Origin of the sequence: Microcella sp. (assembly GCF_051860105.1) — a bacterium.
Taxonomy (GTDB): domain Bacteria; phylum Actinomycetota; class Actinomycetes; order Actinomycetales; family Microbacteriaceae; genus Microcella.
The window spans coordinates 121,692-142,156 of the sequence record NZ_JBHYEO010000005.1 but is presented as its reverse complement, the minus strand read 5'-3'; the positions used below and the strand labels follow the sequence as shown (position 1 = coordinate 142,156).

The window sequence follows — 20,465 nt, the reverse complement described above, 5'->3', positions numbered from 1 at the left end:
GAACGAACGCCTACTGGCGCACGATCTCGACCGTCTTGTGCGTGAGGCGGGCCGCCGCGTCTTCGAGCGTCACGGTGTAGATCTGGCTTGCTTCTGAGCACTGGTAGTTGAACGTGTAGGTGGCTGTGGTCGGCACCGACTCGAAGGGCTCGGCCTTGGCGTTGTTCGTGCCGATGCCGAACCAGGCGTTGACCGCGTTGGTGCTGCTCCAGCTCCAGGTGATCGCGACCGAGCTCGAGGTGTCGGGGCAGGTCGCCCGGTTCGGCCCCGAGAAGGTGGCGAAGCTCGGGCTCTGCGGCGGCGGGGGCGGCGGCGCGGTGGTCGGGCTCGGCTCGCTGCTGGGCTCGTCGCTCGGCTCCTCGCTGGGCTCGGGCGACTCCGTCTCCTCCGGAGTGGGCGACTCGCTCGCGCTCAGCTCGGGAGTCGGCTGCGCCTCGGTCTCGCCGCGACCGGCGTTGCCGACGAGCACGACGATGAGCACGATGAGGGCGATCAGGATGGCGGCGGCGATCGCGATGAGCGCGATGAGCATGCCGCGCTTCTGACCCTCGGCGGGCGGCCCGTCGGTCGTGGGTGTCGCCGCACCCGCCTCGGGCAGCGGTGTCGTCGGCGGCTCGAAGCGCTCAGTGGGGGTGTCGTCGCTCATCGCAGCTCCCGGTTCGTCGGGCAGGGCCGCCGGAATCGCGGTCGACCCCGGTCGCGCTCAGCCTAGAACTGTGGTGACCTGCCGCGAAAGGTGTCGGAGCCCCCCGATACTGTGAGGGTGCGTCGCCGTCGTGCGCCGCTGTTGGCTCCCGAATCGAAGGAACTCTGCCTGTGACTGGTCGCCTCACGCTCAACTGGGCCAATAAAGATCGCGCCCTGCTGTCGCACGGTGAGTCGGGCTACGAGTGGGTCGACCGCGATGACCCGCGGGCGCGCGAGGTGCGCCTGCTTGACGAGGTCGGTCGGGTGGGTGAGGTTGATGGTGATGCGAGCGACAACCTGCTGATTCGCGGTGATTCGCTGGATGCTCTGCGCGCGCTCGTGCACACGCCCGAGCTCGCCGCCGAGTATCGGGGCAGGGTCAAGCTCGTCTACATCGACCCGCCGTTCAACACCGGCCAGGCCTTCGAGCACTACGACGATTCGCTCGAGCACTCGGTGTGGCTCGGCATGATGCGCGAACGTCTTGTGCTCATCAAGGATTTGCTCTCACCCGAGGGCTCCGTCTGGGTGCACCTCGACGACGCTGAGATGGCCTATTGCAAGGTGCTCATGGACGAGATCTTCGGGCGGCAAAGCTTCGTGGCAAGTTTCGTTTGGCAAAAGGCGGATAGCCCTTCATCGAACAACGTTCCCCTTGCGACCTACCACGACTTCATCCTCGTGTACGGCACCGGCGAGCGGACGTTTCGTGCCTCCGCGATGGAAGATCCGGCGGTTCTCGATGCATTTCCTGGATTGACGGACGAAGGCGTTCGCTTTCGGGACAGGTTGCTTCGCAAGAACGGCAAAGCGAGCCTTCGCACTGAGCGACCCAGCATGTGGTTTCCGATTCCGTCGCCGGACGGTGAACTCATTCTCCCCATTGATGATGACGGAGTGGAGAGACGCTGGGCCTATAGCGAAGATTCTGTCGCGTCGATGCTCGCGTCCAATGACATCATTTGGAAACGGCGCCCCAAGCGCGACGGCGGCGAGCAGTGGGTGCCGTATACGCGCGAGTTCGCTCCTGAGATTCCCACTCGACCCTGGCCGACACTTTGGTCGGACGTGCTCATGAACCGGCAGGCAAAAGCGCAGATCAAGAAGATCGTTCAAGGCGTAGCGACTTTTGACACGCCGAAGCCAGAGCAGCTCTTGGAAAGGGTGATCAAGATCGCTACGGCCCCGGGCGACGTGGTCCTGGACTGCTTCGCTGGCTCGGGCACGACGGCCGCCGTCGCGCACAAGATGAGTCGTCGATGGGTGACGGTCGAGCTCAGCGAGAACACGGCCGATACGTTCACCAAGCCGCGACTCGAAAAAGTCGTCGCGGGGGAGGACCCGGGTGGCATCACCGAGTCGGCCGGCTGGACGGGTGGTGGTGGTTTTCGCGACCTGCGCATTGCGTCGAGCTGCTGGCAGGTTCTCGACTCCGACGCCGGGCTCGAGGTGTATCGCGCCGAGGGGATCGACACTGCGACGTTGCGTCGGGCCGTGGCCGCTCAACTCGGCTACGCGCTCATCGAGCATCCCGTCTTCGCGGGCGTTCGGGGGCGATCGCGGCTGGCCGTGGTCGACGGCGTCGTCGATGCGACGGCTGTCGCGGATATCGCGGCGGCGCTCGCCGAGGGCGAGACCGCACTGGTCGCGGGCGCCTCCGTGACCGACGACGCGCAATCCACCCTGCGCGACTTGAACAAGGGGTCGCGCGTTCTTCGCATACCGCGCGACCTCTTTCCCCGCACCGGGGCGGTGACGCGATGACCTGGATCGAGTACGACGAGTTCCTCATCGACGAGATCTCGACCGCGATGGACCTGCGCAAGCCCAACGCCATCGCGCTCGGAGCCGTTGCCGAAAGCATCGAAGACGGAGACGGTCGAGAGGTCGTGTGCGACCTTGCCACTGGCGTCGGCAAGACCTACTTGGCCGCCGGGCTCATCGAGTACCTCGCCCGCAACGGCGTTCGCAATGTGCTGTTCGTCACGCCTGGCACGACCATCTACGAGAAGACCATCGCCAACTTCACTCCGGGCAGCGCCAAGTTCGTGCAGGGGGGCACAGTCGAACCCCTGCTGATCACCGCCGACAACTTCGCGCGCGGCCAGGTCGGCGACGCGTTGCACGATGCGACGCAGCTGAAGCTCTTCGTCTTCAACGTGCAACAGCTCATCAAGCCGACAGCCAACACCAGTCGCAAGGTGCGGGCCGACGACGAGTTCATCGGCGACAGCCTGTACGACCACCTACGTGCGGCCGATGACCTGGTGATCATCGCCGATGAGCACCACGTCTATCGGTCGAGCGCCACGGCTTTCAGCACAGCCATTCGCGACTTGTCCCCCCGCGCGCTTGTGGGTCTCACCGCGACGCCCGACAGCGCCGACCTCGACAAGGTCATCTACCGGTACAGCCTCGCCGAGGCGATCGCGGATCGACTCGTCAAGGTTCCCGTTGTCGTCTATCGGCAGGACGGCCTGAAAGACATTGAGACGCAACTCGCCGACGCCGCGCACCTTCGCGCGCTCCGCGAGCCCGCTTGGTACGCGTATGCCGATCAGCAAGGCCGCGAACGCGTGACTCCGGTTCTTTTCGTCGTCTGCCAGACGATCGAGGACGCGGAAAGCGTCGCCCAGAAGCTCGCATCCCATCTGCCCGATGACGGCCAGGTGCTGCTCGTGACGTCGCAATCGAGCGATTCCGCACTGGCTGCGCTTGCCGGCGTCGAGAAGGCCGAATCACCCGTGCGCGCGATCGTCAGTGTCGACAAGCTCAAGGAGGGGTGGGATGTCAAGAACATCGGCGTGATCATCGGTCTGCGGGCCCTCGCCTCGCAGACGCTCACCGAACAGATTCTCGGGCGAGGGCTTCGGCTTCCCTTCGGCGTGAGAACGGGGATTCCCGCCATCGACCATGTCGATGTCGTCGCCCACGAGAGCTATACGCAACTGCTGCGCAGCAAAGATTCGTTGCTTGAGCGCATTGCGAGCGTCGCACCGTCGCCGGGCGGTCTTGTCGACGCAGGGGGAGTGCCGCCCATCAGCACCGAGTTGCCCGGTGGCACGGTGCGCATCACGCCCGGAGTGGTCGGCGAACCCGGCAACGGTGATGGCGTACTCGGTGGCATGAGCGAAGCCGACCTGTTGATCATCCAGTCTGTTGACACCAGCGCCGTGAGCATCGAGCGCGACATCGAGGCCATTGGCCAGCACTTGCCGTTCGTGACGGGGCGTCCGCGCATCGAGTTCCCTCGTCGGGAACGCGCGCTGGTTCCGGTGCCGTTCAGTCTCGAGAGCGTCGACATGGATGCAGTGACGATCGCCGGTCAGCAGCATCGCGTCAACTACGAAGTCAGTCTTCAGGGCCAGGCGATCGTCGCCGACCGCGATCTCGACGATGAAGTGAACGTACGCACCGAGGCCGTCACGAGCGTGAGCGCGACGCAGAACTACGTCAGTGCGGCGGAGGTGCGCAACGACCTCGTCATGCGCATCATGAATCTCGGTCTAGTGCCTCAGTTGCTGACCGAGCGTGTGTGGGCGGAAGGCATCGCCGACACTTTCTTGGCCGCCGCCGGTGTTGCCGGGTCTGAAGCAGAAGACTGGACCTCGCAGCGCGCGGCGCAAGCGATCACGGCGATCGCGTCGCTCGTCAGGGCCGCCTACCACCGCAACGATCGCCAGCCGAGCTTCGTGTGGCGACCTGTCGAGCTGTTGCAGCCGCGCCCGAGGCCATCGATCATTCACTCGTGGTACGCCGAGTTCGTCGTCGGAGCGTGGTATGGCGAGTGGACGAAGTCAGCTGAGGCCGCAGCGTCGTTCGATTCCAAGACGGGCGAGTTCGCGTTCGCGACGCTCGTCGACCAGAGCGACGGCGTTGCGTGGTGGCTGCGGCTCTACCCGTCGGACGGCGCGTACATCACCCGAATGCCCGCCGGGCGTTACTTCCCCGACTTCATCGTCATTGACACAGAAGGTGTGCACTGGCTGGTCGAGACCAAGTCCGACGCCGCAGCGGCGAACGACCTAGATGTCGCTGCCAAGAAGCGTGCCGCTGAGGATTGGGTCGCCGCGGTCAACGAGTCAAAGAGTTTCGGCGTCTGGCGCTATCTGCTGGTCACGGAGTCGAACATCAGCAATTCACCGAACTGGAGCGCGCTCCTGCACGCTGTTGGCGTTCTGTGACCGCACTGTGAAGGCTGGCTTGAGCCACTCTGTCGGTGGTAACCTCGAGGCGAGCAACGCGGGTAGTTCGTGCGGATTCATTCCGGGCCAACGAGGCGTCATGCCCCAGATGTCTGCGGACTACCTGGGGCTGCTCGCTTTAACGGGTGCCCCACCTGTGTCCGCATCAGAGCCTTATCGTAGTGCGGCACAGGAGTCGCCGTGAGACTCGAGTTGGCGGGCCGCTACGCATCGACTGACAACCCGATTGTCTTCATCGATGAGAGCTTCCAGTTCGACGGGCCCAATCCGTACTACATCGTTGCGGCCGCGATGGTCGACGCAGATCAACTCGTCGCAACCCGTATGGCCCTCAGTGAGTTCTACGGCACGGATGCCATGCACGCCAGCGAGATGTATCAGCGCGCAGAGCTGAGATCGCTCGACGATGCCGCTCACATCGTCTCGCGACAGACAGACGCGCGTGACATCGTCATCTACGCGCCAATCGACCCGGCAGACTCCCATGCCCAGCGCGCCCGATCCCGTTGTCTCGAGCACGCGGTCGAGTCTCTTCATGGCGCTTTCGAGGCCAGCACGTTCGTCATTGACGCACGTCGCCTCGCCGACGAGAACGAGGCAGACCGCCGAACGATCCGAGACCTGCGGCGGGCCCAGCGCATTGGCCGCGACGTCGTCGCGATGCACGCTCGACCCTCTGACGAACCCCTACTTGCTCTCGCCGACATCCTCGCCTGGTCGTTTCGGCAGGAGCACGCCCGAAACGAGACGCGCTGGTTCGATCCCCTGCGCGAGCACACGCAGGTGACCCGCCTTCCCTAGCTCGTTACGGCTGCGTCGGCGCCCTCGGGCGCGTCGTCGCGGTCGACGCGAATGCGGATCGCGATGAGGGATGCGACGAAGGTGATGAGAGACATGCCGGCGAGCACGATCGCCGGGTGCCACCACGCGTTGCCGGTCGCCGCCCCGAGCGCGCCCGTGAGCGCGGGCACGAAGCCGGCGACGACGGCTGCCAGGGCGTACGAGAAGCCGAGGGCCGAGTAGCGGTAGCGCTCGTCGAAGAGCTCGGTGAAGATGCCGCCGAGCGCCGCCCAGCTCATGGTGGGCAGGATTCCGCCGATGATCATCATGCCGACGAGGAAGCCGAAGCTCGCGTCTTGCAGGAAGAAGTAGATCGGGAACGCCACGAGCAGGGTGCCGAGCGCGCCGATCGCGACGACGAGCCCCGAGCCGATGCGCGTCGCCCACGCGCCGAACAGCGGGATCGTGACAAGCTGCAGCAGCCCGCCGACCGTCGTGGCGATGAGCAGTTCGTAGTAGTCGAAGCCGAGCACGGCCGCGCCGTAGTTGATCGTGTAGGTGTTCATGAGCGAGTACGAGCCGATGCCGAGCAGCGCGACACCGACGGCGACGACGATCGTGACGGGCTGTGCGCGCAACAGGGCGGCGAGGGGGATGCGCGGCGCGCGACCGGCATCCTTCACCGCGACGAAGACCGGCGTCTCGGTGATGGCGAGACGCAAGTACAGCGAGATGGCCAGCAGCGGGATCGCGGTGAGGAACGGCACGCGCCACGCCCACTCGACGATCTCGGCGCTGGTCAGGGAGAGCGTGAGCCAGAGGAACGCGACGGCAGCGAGGATCGAGCCGATGGGCGAGCCCAGCTGCGGCATCGCCGCGGCGAAGGCCCGCTTGGCACGGGTCTCGTGCTCGGTGGCGATGAGCACGGCGCCACCCCACTCGCCGCCGAGCGAGACGCCCTGCAGCACGCGCAGCAGCACGAGCAGCACGGCGCCGAACCAGCCGGCCTGCTCGTAGGTCGGAAGCACCCCGATGAGACCCGTGGCGATGCCCATCATCGTGATCGTCACGATGAGCACCGACCGGCGCCCGATGCGGTCGCCGAGGTGGCCGAAGATGATCGCGCCGAGCGGGCGGATGACGAACGCAACGCCGATCGTCGCGAGGGCCGCGAGGTTCGCCCCGACCTCGCCGAGCGGTTCGAAGAACAGCGGGCCGGCGAAGAACGCCGAGAAGTAGGCGAAGAGGTAGAAGTCGTACGACTCGAGCGAGGTGCCGACGAGCGAGGCCCAGCGGGCACGGCGCGCGATGCGCGGGTCGGAGGGGGCGACGGGGGCGGGGGCGGTCTGGGCGGTCACAAGTCCTTCAGCGTAGTGGCGGCCCGCCGCATTCCCGACGCGTCGTGCGCTAGACGAGCTCGCCCACCAGGGCGCGCAGCATCGGGCTCGGGCTCAGCTGCAGGGCCTCGTGCAGCGCGTCGGCGTACCGCTCGTACACGCGCAGCGCCTCGGTGTGGTTGCCGGCGACCAGATGCAGCCGGATGAGGGCGGCGTGGGCGGTCTCGCGCATGGGCTCGTTGCGGATCGCCGCGCGCGCCGCTCCCATCGCCAGGTGGGGCCGGTCATCGGCCGACAGCGCCGCGGCGAGCGCCTCGAGGGCGGCGGCCCGCAGCAGGCGCCAGTCCTCCGCCTCGGTCAGCACCCAGTCGTCGTAGTGGTCGGGCAGCAGTTCGAGGCACAGCACGGCGATCGAGGCGCGGGTCTCGGCGGCCGACTCGCGGGGCGACGGATGATCGGGCTCGAGCACCCCCTCGGCGAAGGCCCGCGCATCCCGGTAGTCGACGGCGCAGCCCGCATCGAGGCGCAGGCCTCCCGGCGTCAGCTCGACGACGGATCTCGCCGCAGGATCGAGCCGCGCGAGCGCCGCCCGCAGCCGCGTCGCCGCCATGTCGGTCGAGGCGTCGGGCCAGAGGGCGCCGGCGACCGCGCTGCGCGAGACGACCCGATCGCGCAGGGCGAGCAGCACGACGAGCCGTTGCGATCCGGTGCTCGGCACGACGGGCGGGGCGTCGGCGGCGACCACCTCGAACGATCCGAGCAACCGCAGTTCTGCACCGGGCATGGTCGACCCCCCGGATCGCAGTCTAGCGACGGCGCGGTCAGACCCGGTCGGCCTGACGACGGCCGAGTGCGCGCGAGCGCGCCAGGAGGAGGGCGCCGAGCAGCAGGCTTACCACGGCCACGAGGGCGATCGGCTGATCGCCGGCACCGGTCGCGGCGAGCGCTCCGCGGGCGGTCGCGTCGTCGTCGGCGACCGTTCCGCCGCCTCCTGACCCGTCACCGCCTGACCCGTCACCGCCCGAGCCGTCGCCCGCGGCAACGAAGACCGTCGAGATGCTCGTCGAGCACTCGACGAGGGCGCCGCCCCCGTTGACGCTGCCGTTGCACTGATCGACCGAGATCGGCATCGCGGTGCTCACCGTCGAGACCCCGACCGTGCACTACATGCTCACGTTGGTCCCGCCGTTGATGCTGTTGTTGCACTGCGTGATCGCCGCATCGGTCGTGGCCTGCACGGGGTCGCAGAACGACGGAGCAGGAAGCGGATCGAGGCTGTCGAACGAGCCGTTGCACTGGTTCACCGAGGGCGCGCCGGTGGTTCCCGTGCCGATGATCGTGTTCGTCACCGACACGGTGCAGCGCAGCGTGCTGCCCCCGCCGTTGGCGGTGCCGTTGCACTGCTCGACGGTGGTGGTCACGTCGGCGAGGTTCTCCTCGGTGATCACCGTGCAGTCGCCGGGGCCGAAGTCGACATTGGCGGCGCCGACGCACACACGGGTGACGATCGTCGAGCTGCCGGTCGCGGTGGCCATGTCCCACTCGTTCGTGATCGTGACGTCGCACTCCACGCCGGCACCATCCTCCGCGACGCCATTGCACTGTGCGATCGAGGCGGCGTTGGCGGGCGCGCTGACCGCGCTGACGCTCAGCAGGGCACCGGCGAGAGCGGCGACCCCCAGCATGCTCAGGATCCGGACGATGGTCGACGATGCGCGAGGTGTCGAGCTGTTCACAGTTCCCCCGAACTGTCCGTGGCGCGCAGTGCCTCACTGCGCATTCCTCACTGTGCCGGGCGAGCGTGACGACGGCGTGACATCACCGTGACGGGGTGGGGGTGGAACGATCGGGTGCTCCGCGCGCGCTCGCGCCCATCGCCTACACTGGTCGCACAGACGTTGATCCGGCCATCACCGGGGAGTCCTCGGAAGAACACCGGCTCTGAGCCGGCCACTAGACCCGAGCGGGGCAGGCCCGTCACAGCCGCTGGAGAGAGGCGAGCATCCTGGATGCCCGCAAGCGGGGTGGTACCGCGGCAGCGCCAACGGCGCCGTCGTCCTCGCGGTGAGCGCAGCAGCCGACACCGGAGAACCCAGGAGCACCGCCGCCATGACCTATCCCCGCCACCGCGACGACTCCTCGGTCGTCGCCTCGCCGAGCTTCCCGGCCCTCGAGCACGAGGTGCTCACGTACTGGGCGAGCGCCGACACCTTCCGCCGCTCGATCGCGAACCGCGAGGGCTGCGACGAGTGGGTGTTCTACGACGGCCCGCCGTTCGCCAACGGCCTGCCGCACTACGGCCACCTGCTCACGGGCTACGCGAAAGACGTCTTCCCGCGCTTTCAAACCATGCGCGGCAAGCAGGTGCACCGCCGTTTCGGGTGGGACACCCACGGGCTCCCGGCCGAGCTCGAAGCCATGAAGCAGCTCGGCATCACCGAGAAGTCGCAGATCGAAGACATGGGCATCGAGGCCTTCAACGCCAAGGCGCGCGAGAGCGTGCTGCGCTACACCGACGAGTGGCAGACCTATGTGACGCGGCAGGCGCGCTGGGTCGACTTCGACAACGACTACAAGACACTCGACATCACGTTCATGGAGAGCGTGCTGTGGGCCTTCAAGACCCTGCACGAGAAGGGCCTCGCCTACGAGGGCTACCGCGTGCTGCCCTACTGCTGGCGCGACGAGACGCCGCTGTCGAACCACGAGCTGCGCATGGACGACGACGTCTACAAGATGCGGCAAGACCAGTCGGTCACGGTCACCTTCCCCCTCGTCGGCGAGAAGGCCGAGGCGCTCGGCCTCACGGGCGTGACGGCGCTCGCGTGGACGACCACGCCCTGGACCCTGCCGACGAACCTCGCACTCGCCGTCGGCCCCGAGATCGAGTACGCGATCGTGGATGCGGGGGCCGAGTCGTTCCTGCTGGCCGCCGACACGATCGGCGCCTACGTGAAAGAGCTGGGCTTCGCCTCGCTCGAGGAGGCGCGCGCGGCCGTGTCGCGCACGATGCGCGGAGCCGAGCTCGGCGGCGTGCAGTACGACCGGCTGTGGGACTACTACGCCGACGTCGAGGTGTGGGGCACGCAGAACGCGTGGCAGATCCTCGTCGCCGACTATGTCGCCACGGGTGAGGGCACGGGCATCGTGCACCAGGCACCCGCGTACGGCGAAGACGACCAGGCGACGTGTGCTGCCGCGGGCATCCCGATCATCATCTCGGTCGACGACGGGGGCCGGTTCCTCACCGCCGTGCCCGAGGTCGCGGGCCAGCAGGTGTTCGAGGCGAACAAGCCGCTCACGGCGATGCTGCGCGAGGCCGGCCGGCTGTTCCAGGTGCGCAGCTACGAGCACAGCTACCCGCACTGCTGGCGCTGCCGCAACCCGCTCATCTACAAGGCGGTCTCGAGCTGGTTCGTGCGCGTCACGCAGCTGCGCGACCGCATGCTCGAACTCAACGAGCAGATCACCTGGGTGCCCGACAACGTCAAGCACGGCCAGTTCGGCAAGTGGCTCGAGGGTGCGCGCGACTGGTCGATCAGCCGCAACCGCTACTGGGGCAGCCCGATCCCGGTGTGGAAGAGCGACGACCCCAACCACCCGCGCGTCGACGTGTACGGCTCGCTCGCCGAGCTCGAGGCCGACTTCGGCACCCTGCCGCGCAATGCGGCGGGCGACGTCGACCTGCACCGCCCCTTCATCGACGAGCTCACGCGCCCGAACCCCGACGACCCGACGGGGCGCTCGACGATGCGGCGCATCGAGGATGTCTTCGATGTGTGGTTCGACTCGGGCTCGATGCCGTTCGCCCAGGTGCACTACCCCTTCGAGAACGCCGACTGGTTCGACTCGCACAACCCGGCCGACTTCATCGTCGAGTACATCGGGCAGACGCGCGGCTGGTTCTACACGATGCACGTGCTCGCGACGGCGCTGTTCGACCGCCCCGGGTTCTCGAACGTCATCAGCCACGGCATCGTGCTCGGCAACGACGGCCAGAAGATGTCGAAGAGCCTGCGCAACTACCCCGACGTGGGTGAGGTGTTCGAGCGCGACGGCGCCGACGCCATGCGCTGGTTCCTCATGTCGAGCTCGGTCATTCGCGGCGGCAACCTCGTCGTCACCGAAGAGGGAATCCGCGAGGGCGTGCGCCAGTTCCTGCTGCCGCTGTGGAGCACCTACTACTTCTTCACCCTCTACGCCAACGCGGGCTCGCTCGGCGCCGCCGTGCGTCGCACCGACTCGGGCAACGTGCTCGACCGCTACCTGCTCGCCAAGACGCGCGACCTCGTCGTCGAGGTGACGACGCAGCTCGAGGCGCTCGACGCACCGCTCGCCGCCGCCGCCCTGCGCGACTTCGCCGACGTGCTGACCAACTGGTACGTGCGCCGGTCGCGCGACCGCTTCTGGGCCGGCGATGATCGGGATGCTCACGACACCCTCTTCACGGTGCTCGAGACCCTCGCCCGCCTCGCGGCACCCCTGGCGCCCCTCGTGACGGAGGAGGTCTGGCGCGGGCTCACGGGCGGCGAGAGCGTGCATCTCGCCGACTGGCCGACGCCCGAGGAGTTCCCGGCCGACGAGGCCCTCGTGGCCGCGATGGACCGCGTGCGGGCGATCGCGAGCTCAGGACTCGCACTGCGCAAGGCGCAAGGGCTGCGCGTGCGCCTGCCGCTGCAGACGCTGACCGTCGTCACGCCCGGAGCCGCGGCGCTCGCCGCGTTCAGCGACATCGTGCGTGACGAGCTCAACGTCAAGGCCGTGACGCTCGTCGAGTTCGATGAGAGCCTCGTCGACGAGTACGGCATCGCGCGCCGGCTCGCCGTCAACGCGCGCGCCGCCGGCCCCCGCATCGGCAAGCAGGTGCAGCAGGTCATCGCCGCGGCGAAAGCCGGCGACTGGATGCTCGACGGAGACACCGTGATCGTCGGCGGTGTGCCTCTCGAGGCGGGGGAGTACACGCTCGAGCTCGAGCTCGACGACCCGGCGGCGGCCGTCGTGTTCCTGCCCGGCGCCGGCTTCGTGCTGCTCGACACCCGCGTGACTCCCGAGCTCGCCGCCGAGGGCCTCGCACGCGACGTCATCCGCGCCGTGCAGCAGGCGCGCAAAGACGCGGGGCTCGACGTGAGCGACCGCATCGCGCTGACGCTCGGGTCTGACGACGAGGCGGCTCGCGCAGCGATCGAGACGCACCGCGACCTCATCGGCTCCGAGACGCTTGCCACGGCGCTCCACGTCGGCCAGGCTGGCGAGGGCACCGCGACGGCGGTGGGCGAGGGAGCATCCGTGACCGTGTCCGTGACGCGCGCATGAGCCGCGACGACGCGCAGGCCGCCGCCGACCGCGCCGCGGCTGATGCCGTACACGCCGAGCTGATCGCCCGCGGCAGCGAGGGCAGCCCCCAGCCGCGGCTCGACGCCGCACGCCGGGCCGTCGAGCTGCTCGGCGATCCGCAGCGCAGTTTCGCGATCGTGCACATCACGGGCACGAACGGCAAGACGTCGACGGCGCGCATGATCGAGAGCATCCTGCGCGCCTACGGGCTGCGCACGGGGCTGCTCACGAGCCCGCACCTGCTGCGCATCAACGAGCGCATCGTCATCGACGGCGAGCCCATCGCCGATCGTGCGCTCGCCGACAACTGGGCCGACGTCGCGCCCTACCTGCTCATGGTCGACGCCGAGCTCGCGGCGAGCGGCGAGCCGGCGCTCAGCAACTTCGAGGCGCTCACGGCGCTCGCCTACGCGAGCTTCGCCGACGCGCCGGTCGACGTCGCCGTCATCGAGGTCGGCATGGGCGGGGAGTGGGATTCGACGAACGTCGCCGACGGCGATGTCGCGGTGTTCACGCCCATCGCCCTCGACCACACGCGCTACCTCGGCGACACCGTGGCTGAGATCGCCCGCACCAAGGCCGGCATCGTCAAGCCCGCGGCCACCGTCGTCACGGCCCTGCAGGCGACCGAGGCTATGGACGAGATCGTGGCCGCGGCCGCCCACAACGAGGCCGAGGTCGTCGCAGAGGGGGTCGGCTTCGCCCTGCTGGATGCCCGCCTCGCCGTCGGCGGTCAGCTCATCGACGTGCGCGGGAGGGCCGGGGAGTACCGCGAGCTCTTCCTGCCCCTCTTCGGCGAGTATCAGGCGCACAACGCGGCCGTGGCGATCGCGGCCGTCGAGTCGTTCCTCGGTGACGGCACGCAACCCCTCGCCGACGACGTGCTCACCGAAGGGCTCGCGACCGTGACGAGCCCTGGTCGGCTGCAGCTCATCGGCATCGAGCCCAGCGTTCTCGTCGACGCGGCGCACAATCCGCACGGCGCCCAGGCGCTCGGCCGCGCGCTCATGGAGTCGTTCGCCTTCGACTCGATCACGGCGATCGTCGGGGTGCTCGCCGACAAGGACGACCGCGGCATCATCGAGGCCCTCGACCCGATCGTCGACCGCTTCATCGTGACCCGCTCCGATTCGGCGCGCGCCGTCGACGTCGACGATCTCGCCGAGACGGTCACGGCCATCGCGGGGCCCGACCGCGTGCGCATCGAGCCCGACCCCGCGGTCGCCCTCGCCGAGGCTCGCGACGAGGCGGGCCCCAACGACGCCATCCTCGTCACGGGCTCGATCACGCTCGTCGGTCAGGCGATGCTCATCGCGCGCGAGCAGAATTGGATGCTGTGACCGACACCACTGCTTCCGCATCGGATCAGCCCGATCAGCCCGCCCGTCGCCCGAAGCGCGAGCGCGGCGCCCTCGAGTCGCTGCTGACCGTGACGCTCGGCATGGAGGTGCTCGCCGTCATCTTCGGCACCCTCGCCATCAACGGCCTCGACATCGCCCCGCCCGGCATCGTGTTCGGGGTCGGCGGTGCGCTCGTGCTGCTGCTGCTCGTCGCGACGCGCGTCGTGCGCTACCGCTGGGGCGTCTGGTTCGGGCACGCGCTGCAGCTGCTGCTGCTGTCGACCGGATTCATCGAAGTGCTCGCCGCCGTCACGGCCGCGATCTTCGTGGGATTCTGGATCTACTGCTTCGTCAAAGGCACCCAGCTCGACGCCGCGAAGCGTGCGGCCACCGCCTGACCCCGCCCGAGCATCCCGCCCCGATCTGAAGGAGCCCCCCATGACCACGACCGTCGAAGAGACCCTCGTGCTGATCAAGCCCGACGGCGTCGCCCGCAACCTGACGGGCGAGATCCTGCGCCGCATCGAGGCGAAGGGCTACCAGCTCGTCGACCTTCGCATGGTGCAGCCCGACCGCGATCTGCTCGCCGCGCACTACGCCGAGCACGAGGGCAAGCCGTTCTACGAGCCGCTCATCGAGTTCATGGAGTCGGGCCCCGTGGTCGCCGCGCGCGTCGCCGGCAACCGCGTCATCGAGGGCTTCCGCTCGCTCGCCGGCACGACCGACCCCACCACGGCCGCGCCCGGCACCATCCGCGGCGACCTCGGCCGCGACTGGGGTCTGCGCGTGCAGCAGAACCTCGTGCACGGGTCTGACTCGCCCGAGAGCGCCGCGCGCGAGCTCGCCCTCTGGTTCGCCTGACGCGATGCCCTCCCGGCTCGACACCCCCGCCTGGCTCGCGGAGCATGCCGAGCGGGCCGAGTTGACGGTCGCTGAGATCGAGCTCGCCGATTCGGCCGAGTGGCGACGCAACAACGGTGCCATCGAACACCGATCTGGTCGTTTCTTCCGCGTCGTCGGCTTTGCCAGCGGGGGGCGGGATGCCGAGCCGCGGTATCAGCCGCTCCTCGAGCAGTCCGAGGTCGGCACCCTGTGCAGCATCCATCGCCGTGGCGACCACGCCGAGCTGCTCGTGCAGGCGAAGGCAGAGCCGGGCACCGTGGGTGTCGCGCAGCTCGCGCCCAGCATCCAGGCGACGGCGAGCAATGCCGATCGGGTGCACGGGGGCGACGCTCCTCCGTTGCAGGAGGCCGCGCGCGCGGGGGCGATCGAGACCATTGCGCGGGTGGTGGCGAGCGAGCAGGGCGCGCGATTCCTCGGAAAGCGAAATGCCAACCTGCTCGCGCGACAGGTTGCCGAGCTGCCCTCTTCGCCCAGCCACCGGTGGGTGCCGGTCGATGAGCTTCTCGAACTCTCCGCTGCCGATCACCTGGTGAACACTGACCTTCGGTCGGTGCTCGTCTCCTCTCCCTGGCGGTACCTCGTCGATCGCGAGCCGTTTCGTCGTCGCACCGATGAGATCGGTCGCTGGCTGGCGGCCTCCTGGGGGGCAACCGGAGACACGTCCCACGCGCGGAGCCGCGTCGAGCGGGCGGCGGCGCTCGTCGACCCGGGCCGCATCGTGCGCCTGGATGAGCTCGCCGGGTGGGTGTCGACCACTTCTGGGGTCGCCGCCGACGGAGACTCGGGCTTTCGGGTGCGCCAGATCGAGGTGAGCGTGCGCGGTCGCGAGGTGCCACGCTGGGACCAGCCGATCGTCGATTCGCTCAGCACAGGCCTGATTGAGCTGTGGATGCGGGTCGACGGCAGCCACCCCCGATTCGGTTTTCGACTCGCCGCCGAGCCGGGGCTGGCGAACAGAGTCGAGCTCACGGCGACCGTTGTCGCGAGCCCAGGGGACCCGTTGTCGGCACCGACACAAGGAATCGTGCTCGCGGGCGCGGCCCAGAGCGACGAGGGCGGGCGTTTCTTCCACGATGTGAGCGACTACCGTCTCGTCCTTGCCGATGATCCCGATGCCGCCGGTGACGACGTCATCTGGCTCAGCCTCGGCGACGCCGAGGTCTTGCTCGCCGAGGGCCGCTGGTTCACGAACGAAGCGCGCAGCGCGCTCGCCCTCGTGCTGCCCTGGCTGTAGCGGCGCTGGTTCAGCCGAGCAGCAGGCCGAGGAGCGTCGGGAACTGCACGACGATGGCCACAGCGATGGCCACGAGGTTGGCCAGCACGATCACCCAGGTGAACGGCCACACCGCGCTCGCGAGGCGCTGCACCCCGGCGTTGCCGGTGAGCACGCCGCTCTTCAGGCTCCAGACGAGAAGCACCCAGAACATCGGGATGACCATGAGCCACACGAGCATGCACCACGGGCAGAGCGCCCCGATCTGGTAGACCGCCTGCTCGAAGAGCCAGTGGACGAACACGAACGCGCCCGTCACCCCGGTCAGGAAGGCCCACCAGAACCAGCGGTCGAAGCGGGCGCCCGCGAGCAGCGCGACCCCGACGGCGATGGGGGCGACGAGGCCCGCCACGCCGAGGAGCGGGTTGGGGAACCCGAGCAGGGACGCCTGCCACGAGGCCATGACGTTGCCGCACGAGATGAGCGGATTGATGTCGCAGTTCAGGGTGTACTCGGGATCGAGCAGCAGCTTGACGCGCTCCGTGATGAGCGCCATGGCGCCCAGCCAGCCCACGGCACCGGTCACGATGAGGAAGAGCGCGAGGCCGATCGGGCGGCGGGCCTCGGTGGGTGCGGTCGCGATGGCGGGATCGAGGTCGGTCACCCCTCGATTATCACCGCCGCGCGGGGGTGCCGCGGGGGGTCGAACGTCCTGACTTCGCGAGTCCGTGCGATAATGAGGGCCAGTCGTTGCCAGCCGCGCTCGCGACGACGAACAGAAGAGCTTCCTGGGCGTTACCAGACCAGTATTGCGGCACCGATTGCCGCGACCGCGGGGAATAGCCAGTTTCCTCAGCCGCACCGCCGTGACAGGGCGCGTGAGGCGGCAGTGCCGCAACCGTGACAGGGTCGGCACCGCCAGCGCCGGCCGGCGCAGCACTCGACACGGGGGCCCGGCCGGCCACAACAGAAGAGTTCGGTGGGGGCCCGGCCCTCCACCCGAGATTTCCCGTACGGGCGCGGCCCGAGCGGTCGAGGAGTGCACCAGCGATGGTGAGTGACGACAACGAGAAGACGACCAAGAAGCGCACGCGACTGTTCGCATCCCGCGCGCCGAAGAAGGCCAGCGAGCACGCCGCGCAAAGCGAGCCCGGCTTCGACGGCGGCCCGCTCGCGGAGCCGGTCGACGATGCGTCGGCGGCTCCCGCGGCGATCGACACGGCGCCCGATGCGGTGACGGATGCGGCCGAGGCCGCCACGGCCGAGCCTGCCGCCGGTCGTGACGCCGAGTCGGCCGAGCCGGAGACGGTCGAGCCCGAGCGTGCTCCGGAGCCCGACGCCGCGGCGACCGCACCCGAGGCGGCACCGGCTACGCCCGTGTTCCCCGAGCTCAAGCCCGAGTCGACGACCTCGCTGCTCTTCTTCGCACCTCCCGTCGAGGTGCTCGCCCCGCGCGGAGCACCCGCGGGCCCGGGTCGCCCGGGGCGCGGACCGATCGATCTCGACGAGGATGACGAGGGCACGGTCACGAGCCGTCGCCGTTCGCGCTCGCGCCGTGCCCGCGGCGGTTCCGACGGCGAGACGCCGCGCACCGACAGCTCGCGCGACGACGAGCCGAGCGCCCGCACCCGCTCGCGCCGCCCCGCGGAGCTCATCACCGAGCCGCAGCGCATCAAGGGGTCCACGCGCCTCGAGGCCAAGAAGCAGCGCCGTCGCGACGGCCGCGACGCCGGACGCCGTCGCCCGGTCGTGACCGAGGCCGAGTTCCTCGCCCGTCGCGAGAGCGTCGACCGCCAGATGATCGTGCGGTCGAAAGACGGCCGCATCCAGATCGGCGTGCTGGAGGACGGCGTGCTCGTTGAGCACTACGTCGCCCGCTCGCAAGAGTCGAGCCTCATCGGCAACGTCTACCTCGGCAAGGTGCAGAACGTGCTGCCGAGCATGGAAGCCGCCTTCGTCGACATCGGCCGCGGCCGCAACGCCGTGCTCTACTCGGGCGAGGTCGACTGGGATTCCGCCGCGCTCGACAGCGACGGCAAGACCCAGCCGCGCCGTATCGAGCTCGCGCTCAAGCCCGGCGACAAGGTGCTCGTGCAGGTCACGAAAGACCCCATCGGTCACAAGGGCGCTCGCCTGACGAGCCAGGTGAGCCTTCCCGGCCGCTACCTCGTCTACGTGCCCAACGGCTCGATGAGCGGCATCAGCCGCAAGCTGCCCGACACCGAGCGCGCCCGCCTCAAGAAGATCCTCAAAGAGGTGCTGCCCGAGAACGTCGGTGTCATCGTGCGCACGGCTGCCGAGGGGGCGACGGAGGAGCAGCTGACGCTCGACGTGCAGCGACTGACGAGCCAGTGGGCCGAGATCAGCGCCCAGCTCTCGACGACCCCCGCGCCCGCGCTGCTGCACAGCGAGCCCGACCTGCTCATCAAGATCATCCGTGACGTCTTCAATGAAGACTTCCGCTCGCTCGTCATCAGCGGGGCGGATGCGCAGCAGACCATCGAGGCCTACCTGCGCGGCGTCGCGCCCGACCTGCTCGACCGCGTGCAGAAGCACGAGGGCGATCACGACCCCTTCGACGAGTACCGCATCTCCGAGCAGATCGAGAAGGCTCTCGACCGCAAGGTGTGGCTGCCCTCGGGCGGCTCGCTCATCATCGACCGCACCGAGGCGATGACCGTCGTCGACGTCAACACCGGCAAGTTCGTCGGCTCGGGCGGCAACCTCGAAGAGACCGTCACGAAGAACAACCTCGAGGCTGCGGAAGAGCTCGTGCGGCAGCTGCGGTTGCGCGACATCGGCGGCATCATCGTGGTCGACTTCATCGACATGGTGCTCGAGTCGAACCGCGACCTCGTGCTGCGTCGCCTCATGGAGTGCCTGAGCCGCGACCGCACGAAGCACCAGGTCGCCGAGGTCACGAGCCTCGGCCTCGTGCAGATGACGCGCAAGCGCCTCGGTCTCGGCCTGCTCGAGACCTTCAGCGAGTCGTGCGAGGTCTGCGCCGGTCGCGGCCTCATCGTGCACCACGAGCCTGTCGTGCGGCATCGTCAGGGCTCCGACACGGCGGCCAACGGCGGCGGCATCGGCGGGTCGAGCGGCCGACGTCGCGGCGGCTCGGGCAACGGCGGCTCGGGCGGCGGCCAGAACGGTTCCGGCCGCGGTGGCGGGCCCAAGGCGGGAACCACCGCCGCGCACGCCATCACCGACGACGTGAGCCGCGCGGTCGCCGCGATCGCCGCGAAGACCGTGCACCACGACGCGCCGGCCACGGGGGCGATCGACCTGCCCGTCACCGCGGCGGCCGTCGAGCCCGTGGTCTCCCCGGGGGCCATCGAGCCGGCGACGGTCGAGATCCTCGACATCCCGGTCACGAAGAAGCCCGCGCGCGGTCGTGCTCCGATCGACCCGACGACGGCCGATCAGCTGCTCGGATCGGTGCTCGAGTCGCTGCCCGAGCCTCCCGCGCCCGGCACGCGCAAGCGCGCCTCGCGTCGGGTGTCGAGCGGCACCATCAGCACCCAGGCGGCCCCGGACGCGTCGTGAGGGAGCGCTGAGGGGCGCTCCCTAGAATGCGGGGTGTGACGATGCCGGAAGCGACACCGACGCGAGCGGGCGCCACCACGGGCCACGACCACCACCATGACCACGATGCGCAGCCCGTGCGACGGCGCGCGCGGGGTGTGCACGTCGCGTGGGCCGTCGGAGCGACCGCCGTGCTCGTCGGGCTCGTGGCGGTGCGGGCGATCACGGCCGAGCAGCTCGATCCCCGCATCCCGAACCCGGTGCAAGACCTGCTCACGCTCTCGACGAGCGTCATCATCGAGTCGCTGCCGTTCATCGTGCTCGGCATCGTGCTCTCGGTGCTCGTGCAGGTCTGGATCCCCGAGAGCTGGCTGCTGCGCATCCTGCCGCGCAACCCCTGGGGCAGGCGCGCGGTCATCTCGCTCTTCGGGATGTTCCTGCCCGTGTGCGAGTGCGGCAACGTGCCGCTCGCCCGCGGCCTCGTGCGCCGCGGGTTCACGGTGCCCGAGTCGATGACCTTCCTCATCGCGGCGCCCATCCTCAACCCCGTCACGATCATCACGACCCACCAGGCCTTCGGGTTCGACGACGGAATCCTCGTCGCGCGACTGCTCGGCGGCTTCGCGATCGCCAACATCCTCGGCTGGCTGTTCAGCAAGCACCCGCAGCCGATGAGCCTGCTGAGCGGGCGGTTCGCCGAGGAGTGCCGCATCGACGACGGGCACGGGCACGGCCGCGACCGGCGCCAGCAGAGCCTCGACCTGTTCGTGCGCGAGTCGAGCATCCTCATGCCGGCGCTCGTCATCGGCTCCCTCATCGCCGGCGCCATCCAGGTCATCGTGCCGCGCGACGTGCTCGTCGCCCTCGGCAGCGACCCCCTCTACAGCGTGCTGGCCATGATGGTGCTGGCGTTCATCATCTCGGTGTGCTCGAACGTCGACGCGTTCTTCATCCTGCCGTTCGCCTCGACCTTCCTGCCCGGATCGATCGTCACCTTCCTCGTATTCGGGCCGATCGTCGACATCAAGATGCTCGCGCTCATGCGCACGACCTACTCGACCCGCACCCTCGTGCAGCTCACGACGATCGTCGCCCTGCTGAGCCTCGCACTCGGATTGGTGGTGAACTACCTTGCCTGAGA

At 68.9% G+C, this 20,465-nt stretch carries 16 protein-coding genes; 10 read left to right on the top strand and 6 right to left on the bottom strand.

Annotated features, from left to right (window positions below):
- Window positions 1-10 precede the first annotated feature (10 nt).
- The gene (locus tag ACTIE9_RS04635; protein ID WP_439564394.1) at window positions 11-646 is read right to left on the bottom strand and encodes a hypothetical protein; all 636 of its coding nucleotides are present in this window, start codon (window positions 644-646) and stop codon (window positions 11-13) included.
- Between the two features lie 170 nt (window positions 647-816).
- Between ACTIE9_RS04635 and ACTIE9_RS04630 the strand changes: the two genes are divergently transcribed.
- The 3 genes from ACTIE9_RS04630 to ACTIE9_RS04620 all read left to right on the top strand — a co-directional run bounded on the left by ACTIE9_RS04630 (window position 817) and on the right by ACTIE9_RS04620 (window position 5,693).
- Window positions 817-2,451, top strand: a complete 1,635-nt coding sequence (locus ACTIE9_RS04630) for a site-specific DNA-methyltransferase (RefSeq protein ID WP_439564393.1) — start codon at window positions 817-819, stop codon at window positions 2,449-2,451.
- Between the two features lie 47 nt (window positions 2,452-2,498).
- Window positions 2,499-4,871, top strand: a complete 2,373-nt coding sequence (locus ACTIE9_RS04625; protein ID WP_439564392.1) for a DEAD/DEAH box helicase — start codon at window positions 2,499-2,501, stop codon at window positions 4,869-4,871.
- A gap of 213 nt (window positions 4,872-5,084) precedes the next feature.
- Window positions 5,085-5,693, top strand: a complete 609-nt coding sequence (locus ACTIE9_RS04620; protein WP_439564391.1) for a DUF3800 domain-containing protein — start codon at window positions 5,085-5,087, stop codon at window positions 5,691-5,693.
- Here ACTIE9_RS04620 and ACTIE9_RS04615 read toward each other — a convergent pair.
- The 4 genes from ACTIE9_RS04615 to ACTIE9_RS04600 are packed head-to-tail and all read right to left on the bottom strand — an operon-like array spanning window position 5,690 to window position 8,694.
- Window positions 5,690-7,030: an MFS transporter gene (locus ACTIE9_RS04615; protein ID WP_439564390.1), complete on the bottom strand. Its 1,341-nt coding sequence runs from the start codon at window positions 7,028-7,030 to the stop codon at window positions 5,690-5,692. The genes ACTIE9_RS04620 and ACTIE9_RS04615 overlap by 4 nt on opposite strands.
- A gap of 49 nt (window positions 7,031-7,079) precedes the next feature.
- The gene (locus tag ACTIE9_RS04610) at window positions 7,080-7,793 is read right to left on the bottom strand and encodes an AfsR/SARP family transcriptional regulator (protein ID WP_439564389.1); all 714 of its coding nucleotides are present in this window, start codon (window positions 7,791-7,793) and stop codon (window positions 7,080-7,082) included.
- A gap of 37 nt (window positions 7,794-7,830) precedes the next feature.
- The gene (locus tag ACTIE9_RS04605) at window positions 7,831-8,151 is read right to left on the bottom strand and encodes a hypothetical protein (RefSeq protein WP_439564388.1); all 321 of its coding nucleotides are present in this window, start codon (window positions 8,149-8,151) and stop codon (window positions 7,831-7,833) included.
- Between the two features lie 21 nt (window positions 8,152-8,172).
- Complete coding sequence (locus tag ACTIE9_RS04600) at window positions 8,173-8,694, bottom strand: hypothetical protein (protein WP_439564387.1); 522 nt, start codon at window positions 8,692-8,694, stop codon at window positions 8,173-8,175.
- A gap of 424 nt (window positions 8,695-9,118) precedes the next feature.
- Between ACTIE9_RS04600 and ileS the strand changes: the two genes are divergently transcribed.
- Genes ileS through ACTIE9_RS04575 form a run of 5 tightly spaced genes read left to right on the top strand, consistent with a single transcriptional unit; the run spans window position 9,119 to window position 15,820 of the window.
- Window positions 9,119-12,322, top strand: a complete 3,204-nt coding sequence (gene ileS / locus ACTIE9_RS04595; RefSeq protein WP_439564386.1) for an isoleucine--tRNA ligase — start codon at window positions 9,119-9,121, stop codon at window positions 12,320-12,322.
- Window positions 12,319-13,683, top strand: a complete 1,365-nt coding sequence (locus tag ACTIE9_RS04590) for a bifunctional folylpolyglutamate synthase/dihydrofolate synthase (protein ID WP_439564385.1) — start codon at window positions 12,319-12,321, stop codon at window positions 13,681-13,683. The genes ileS and ACTIE9_RS04590 overlap by 4 nt, the downstream gene beginning before the upstream one ends.
- Window positions 13,680-14,081 carry a DUF4233 domain-containing protein gene (locus tag ACTIE9_RS04585; RefSeq protein ID WP_439564384.1) on the top strand — a complete coding sequence of 134 codons (402 nt, stop codon included), beginning with the start codon at window positions 13,680-13,682 and terminating at the stop codon, window positions 14,079-14,081. The genes ACTIE9_RS04590 and ACTIE9_RS04585 overlap by 4 nt, the downstream gene beginning before the upstream one ends.
- Window positions 14,082-14,121: 40 nt before the next feature.
- On the top strand, window positions 14,122-14,544 hold the full coding sequence (gene ndk / locus ACTIE9_RS04580; RefSeq protein ID WP_439564383.1) for a nucleoside-diphosphate kinase: 423 nt from the start codon (window positions 14,122-14,124) through the stop codon (window positions 14,542-14,544).
- Between the two features lie 4 nt (window positions 14,545-14,548).
- Window positions 14,549-15,820, top strand: coding sequence for an NDP-hexose 2,3-dehydratase family protein (locus ACTIE9_RS04575; protein WP_439564382.1), 1,272 nt, complete (start codon window positions 14,549-14,551; stop codon window positions 15,818-15,820).
- A gap of 10 nt (window positions 15,821-15,830) precedes the next feature.
- On the opposite strand, the gene ACTIE9_RS04570 is transcribed toward ACTIE9_RS04575, so the two are convergent.
- Window positions 15,831-16,463 carry a vitamin K epoxide reductase family protein gene (locus ACTIE9_RS04570; RefSeq protein ID WP_439564381.1) on the bottom strand — a complete coding sequence of 211 codons (633 nt, stop codon included), beginning with the start codon at window positions 16,461-16,463 and terminating at the stop codon, window positions 15,831-15,833.
- A 386-nt stretch (window positions 16,464-16,849) separates the two neighbouring features.
- Between ACTIE9_RS04570 and ACTIE9_RS04565 the strand changes: the two genes are divergently transcribed.
- On the top strand, window positions 16,850-19,345 hold the full coding sequence (locus ACTIE9_RS04565) for an Rne/Rng family ribonuclease (RefSeq protein WP_439564380.1): 2,496 nt from the start codon (window positions 16,850-16,852) through the stop codon (window positions 19,343-19,345).
- 41 nt (window positions 19,346-19,386) lie between these two features.
- Window positions 19,387-20,463, top strand: a complete 1,077-nt coding sequence (locus tag ACTIE9_RS04560) for a permease (RefSeq protein WP_439564420.1) — start codon at window positions 19,387-19,389, stop codon at window positions 20,461-20,463.
- Window positions 20,464-20,465: the final 2 nt, after the last annotated feature.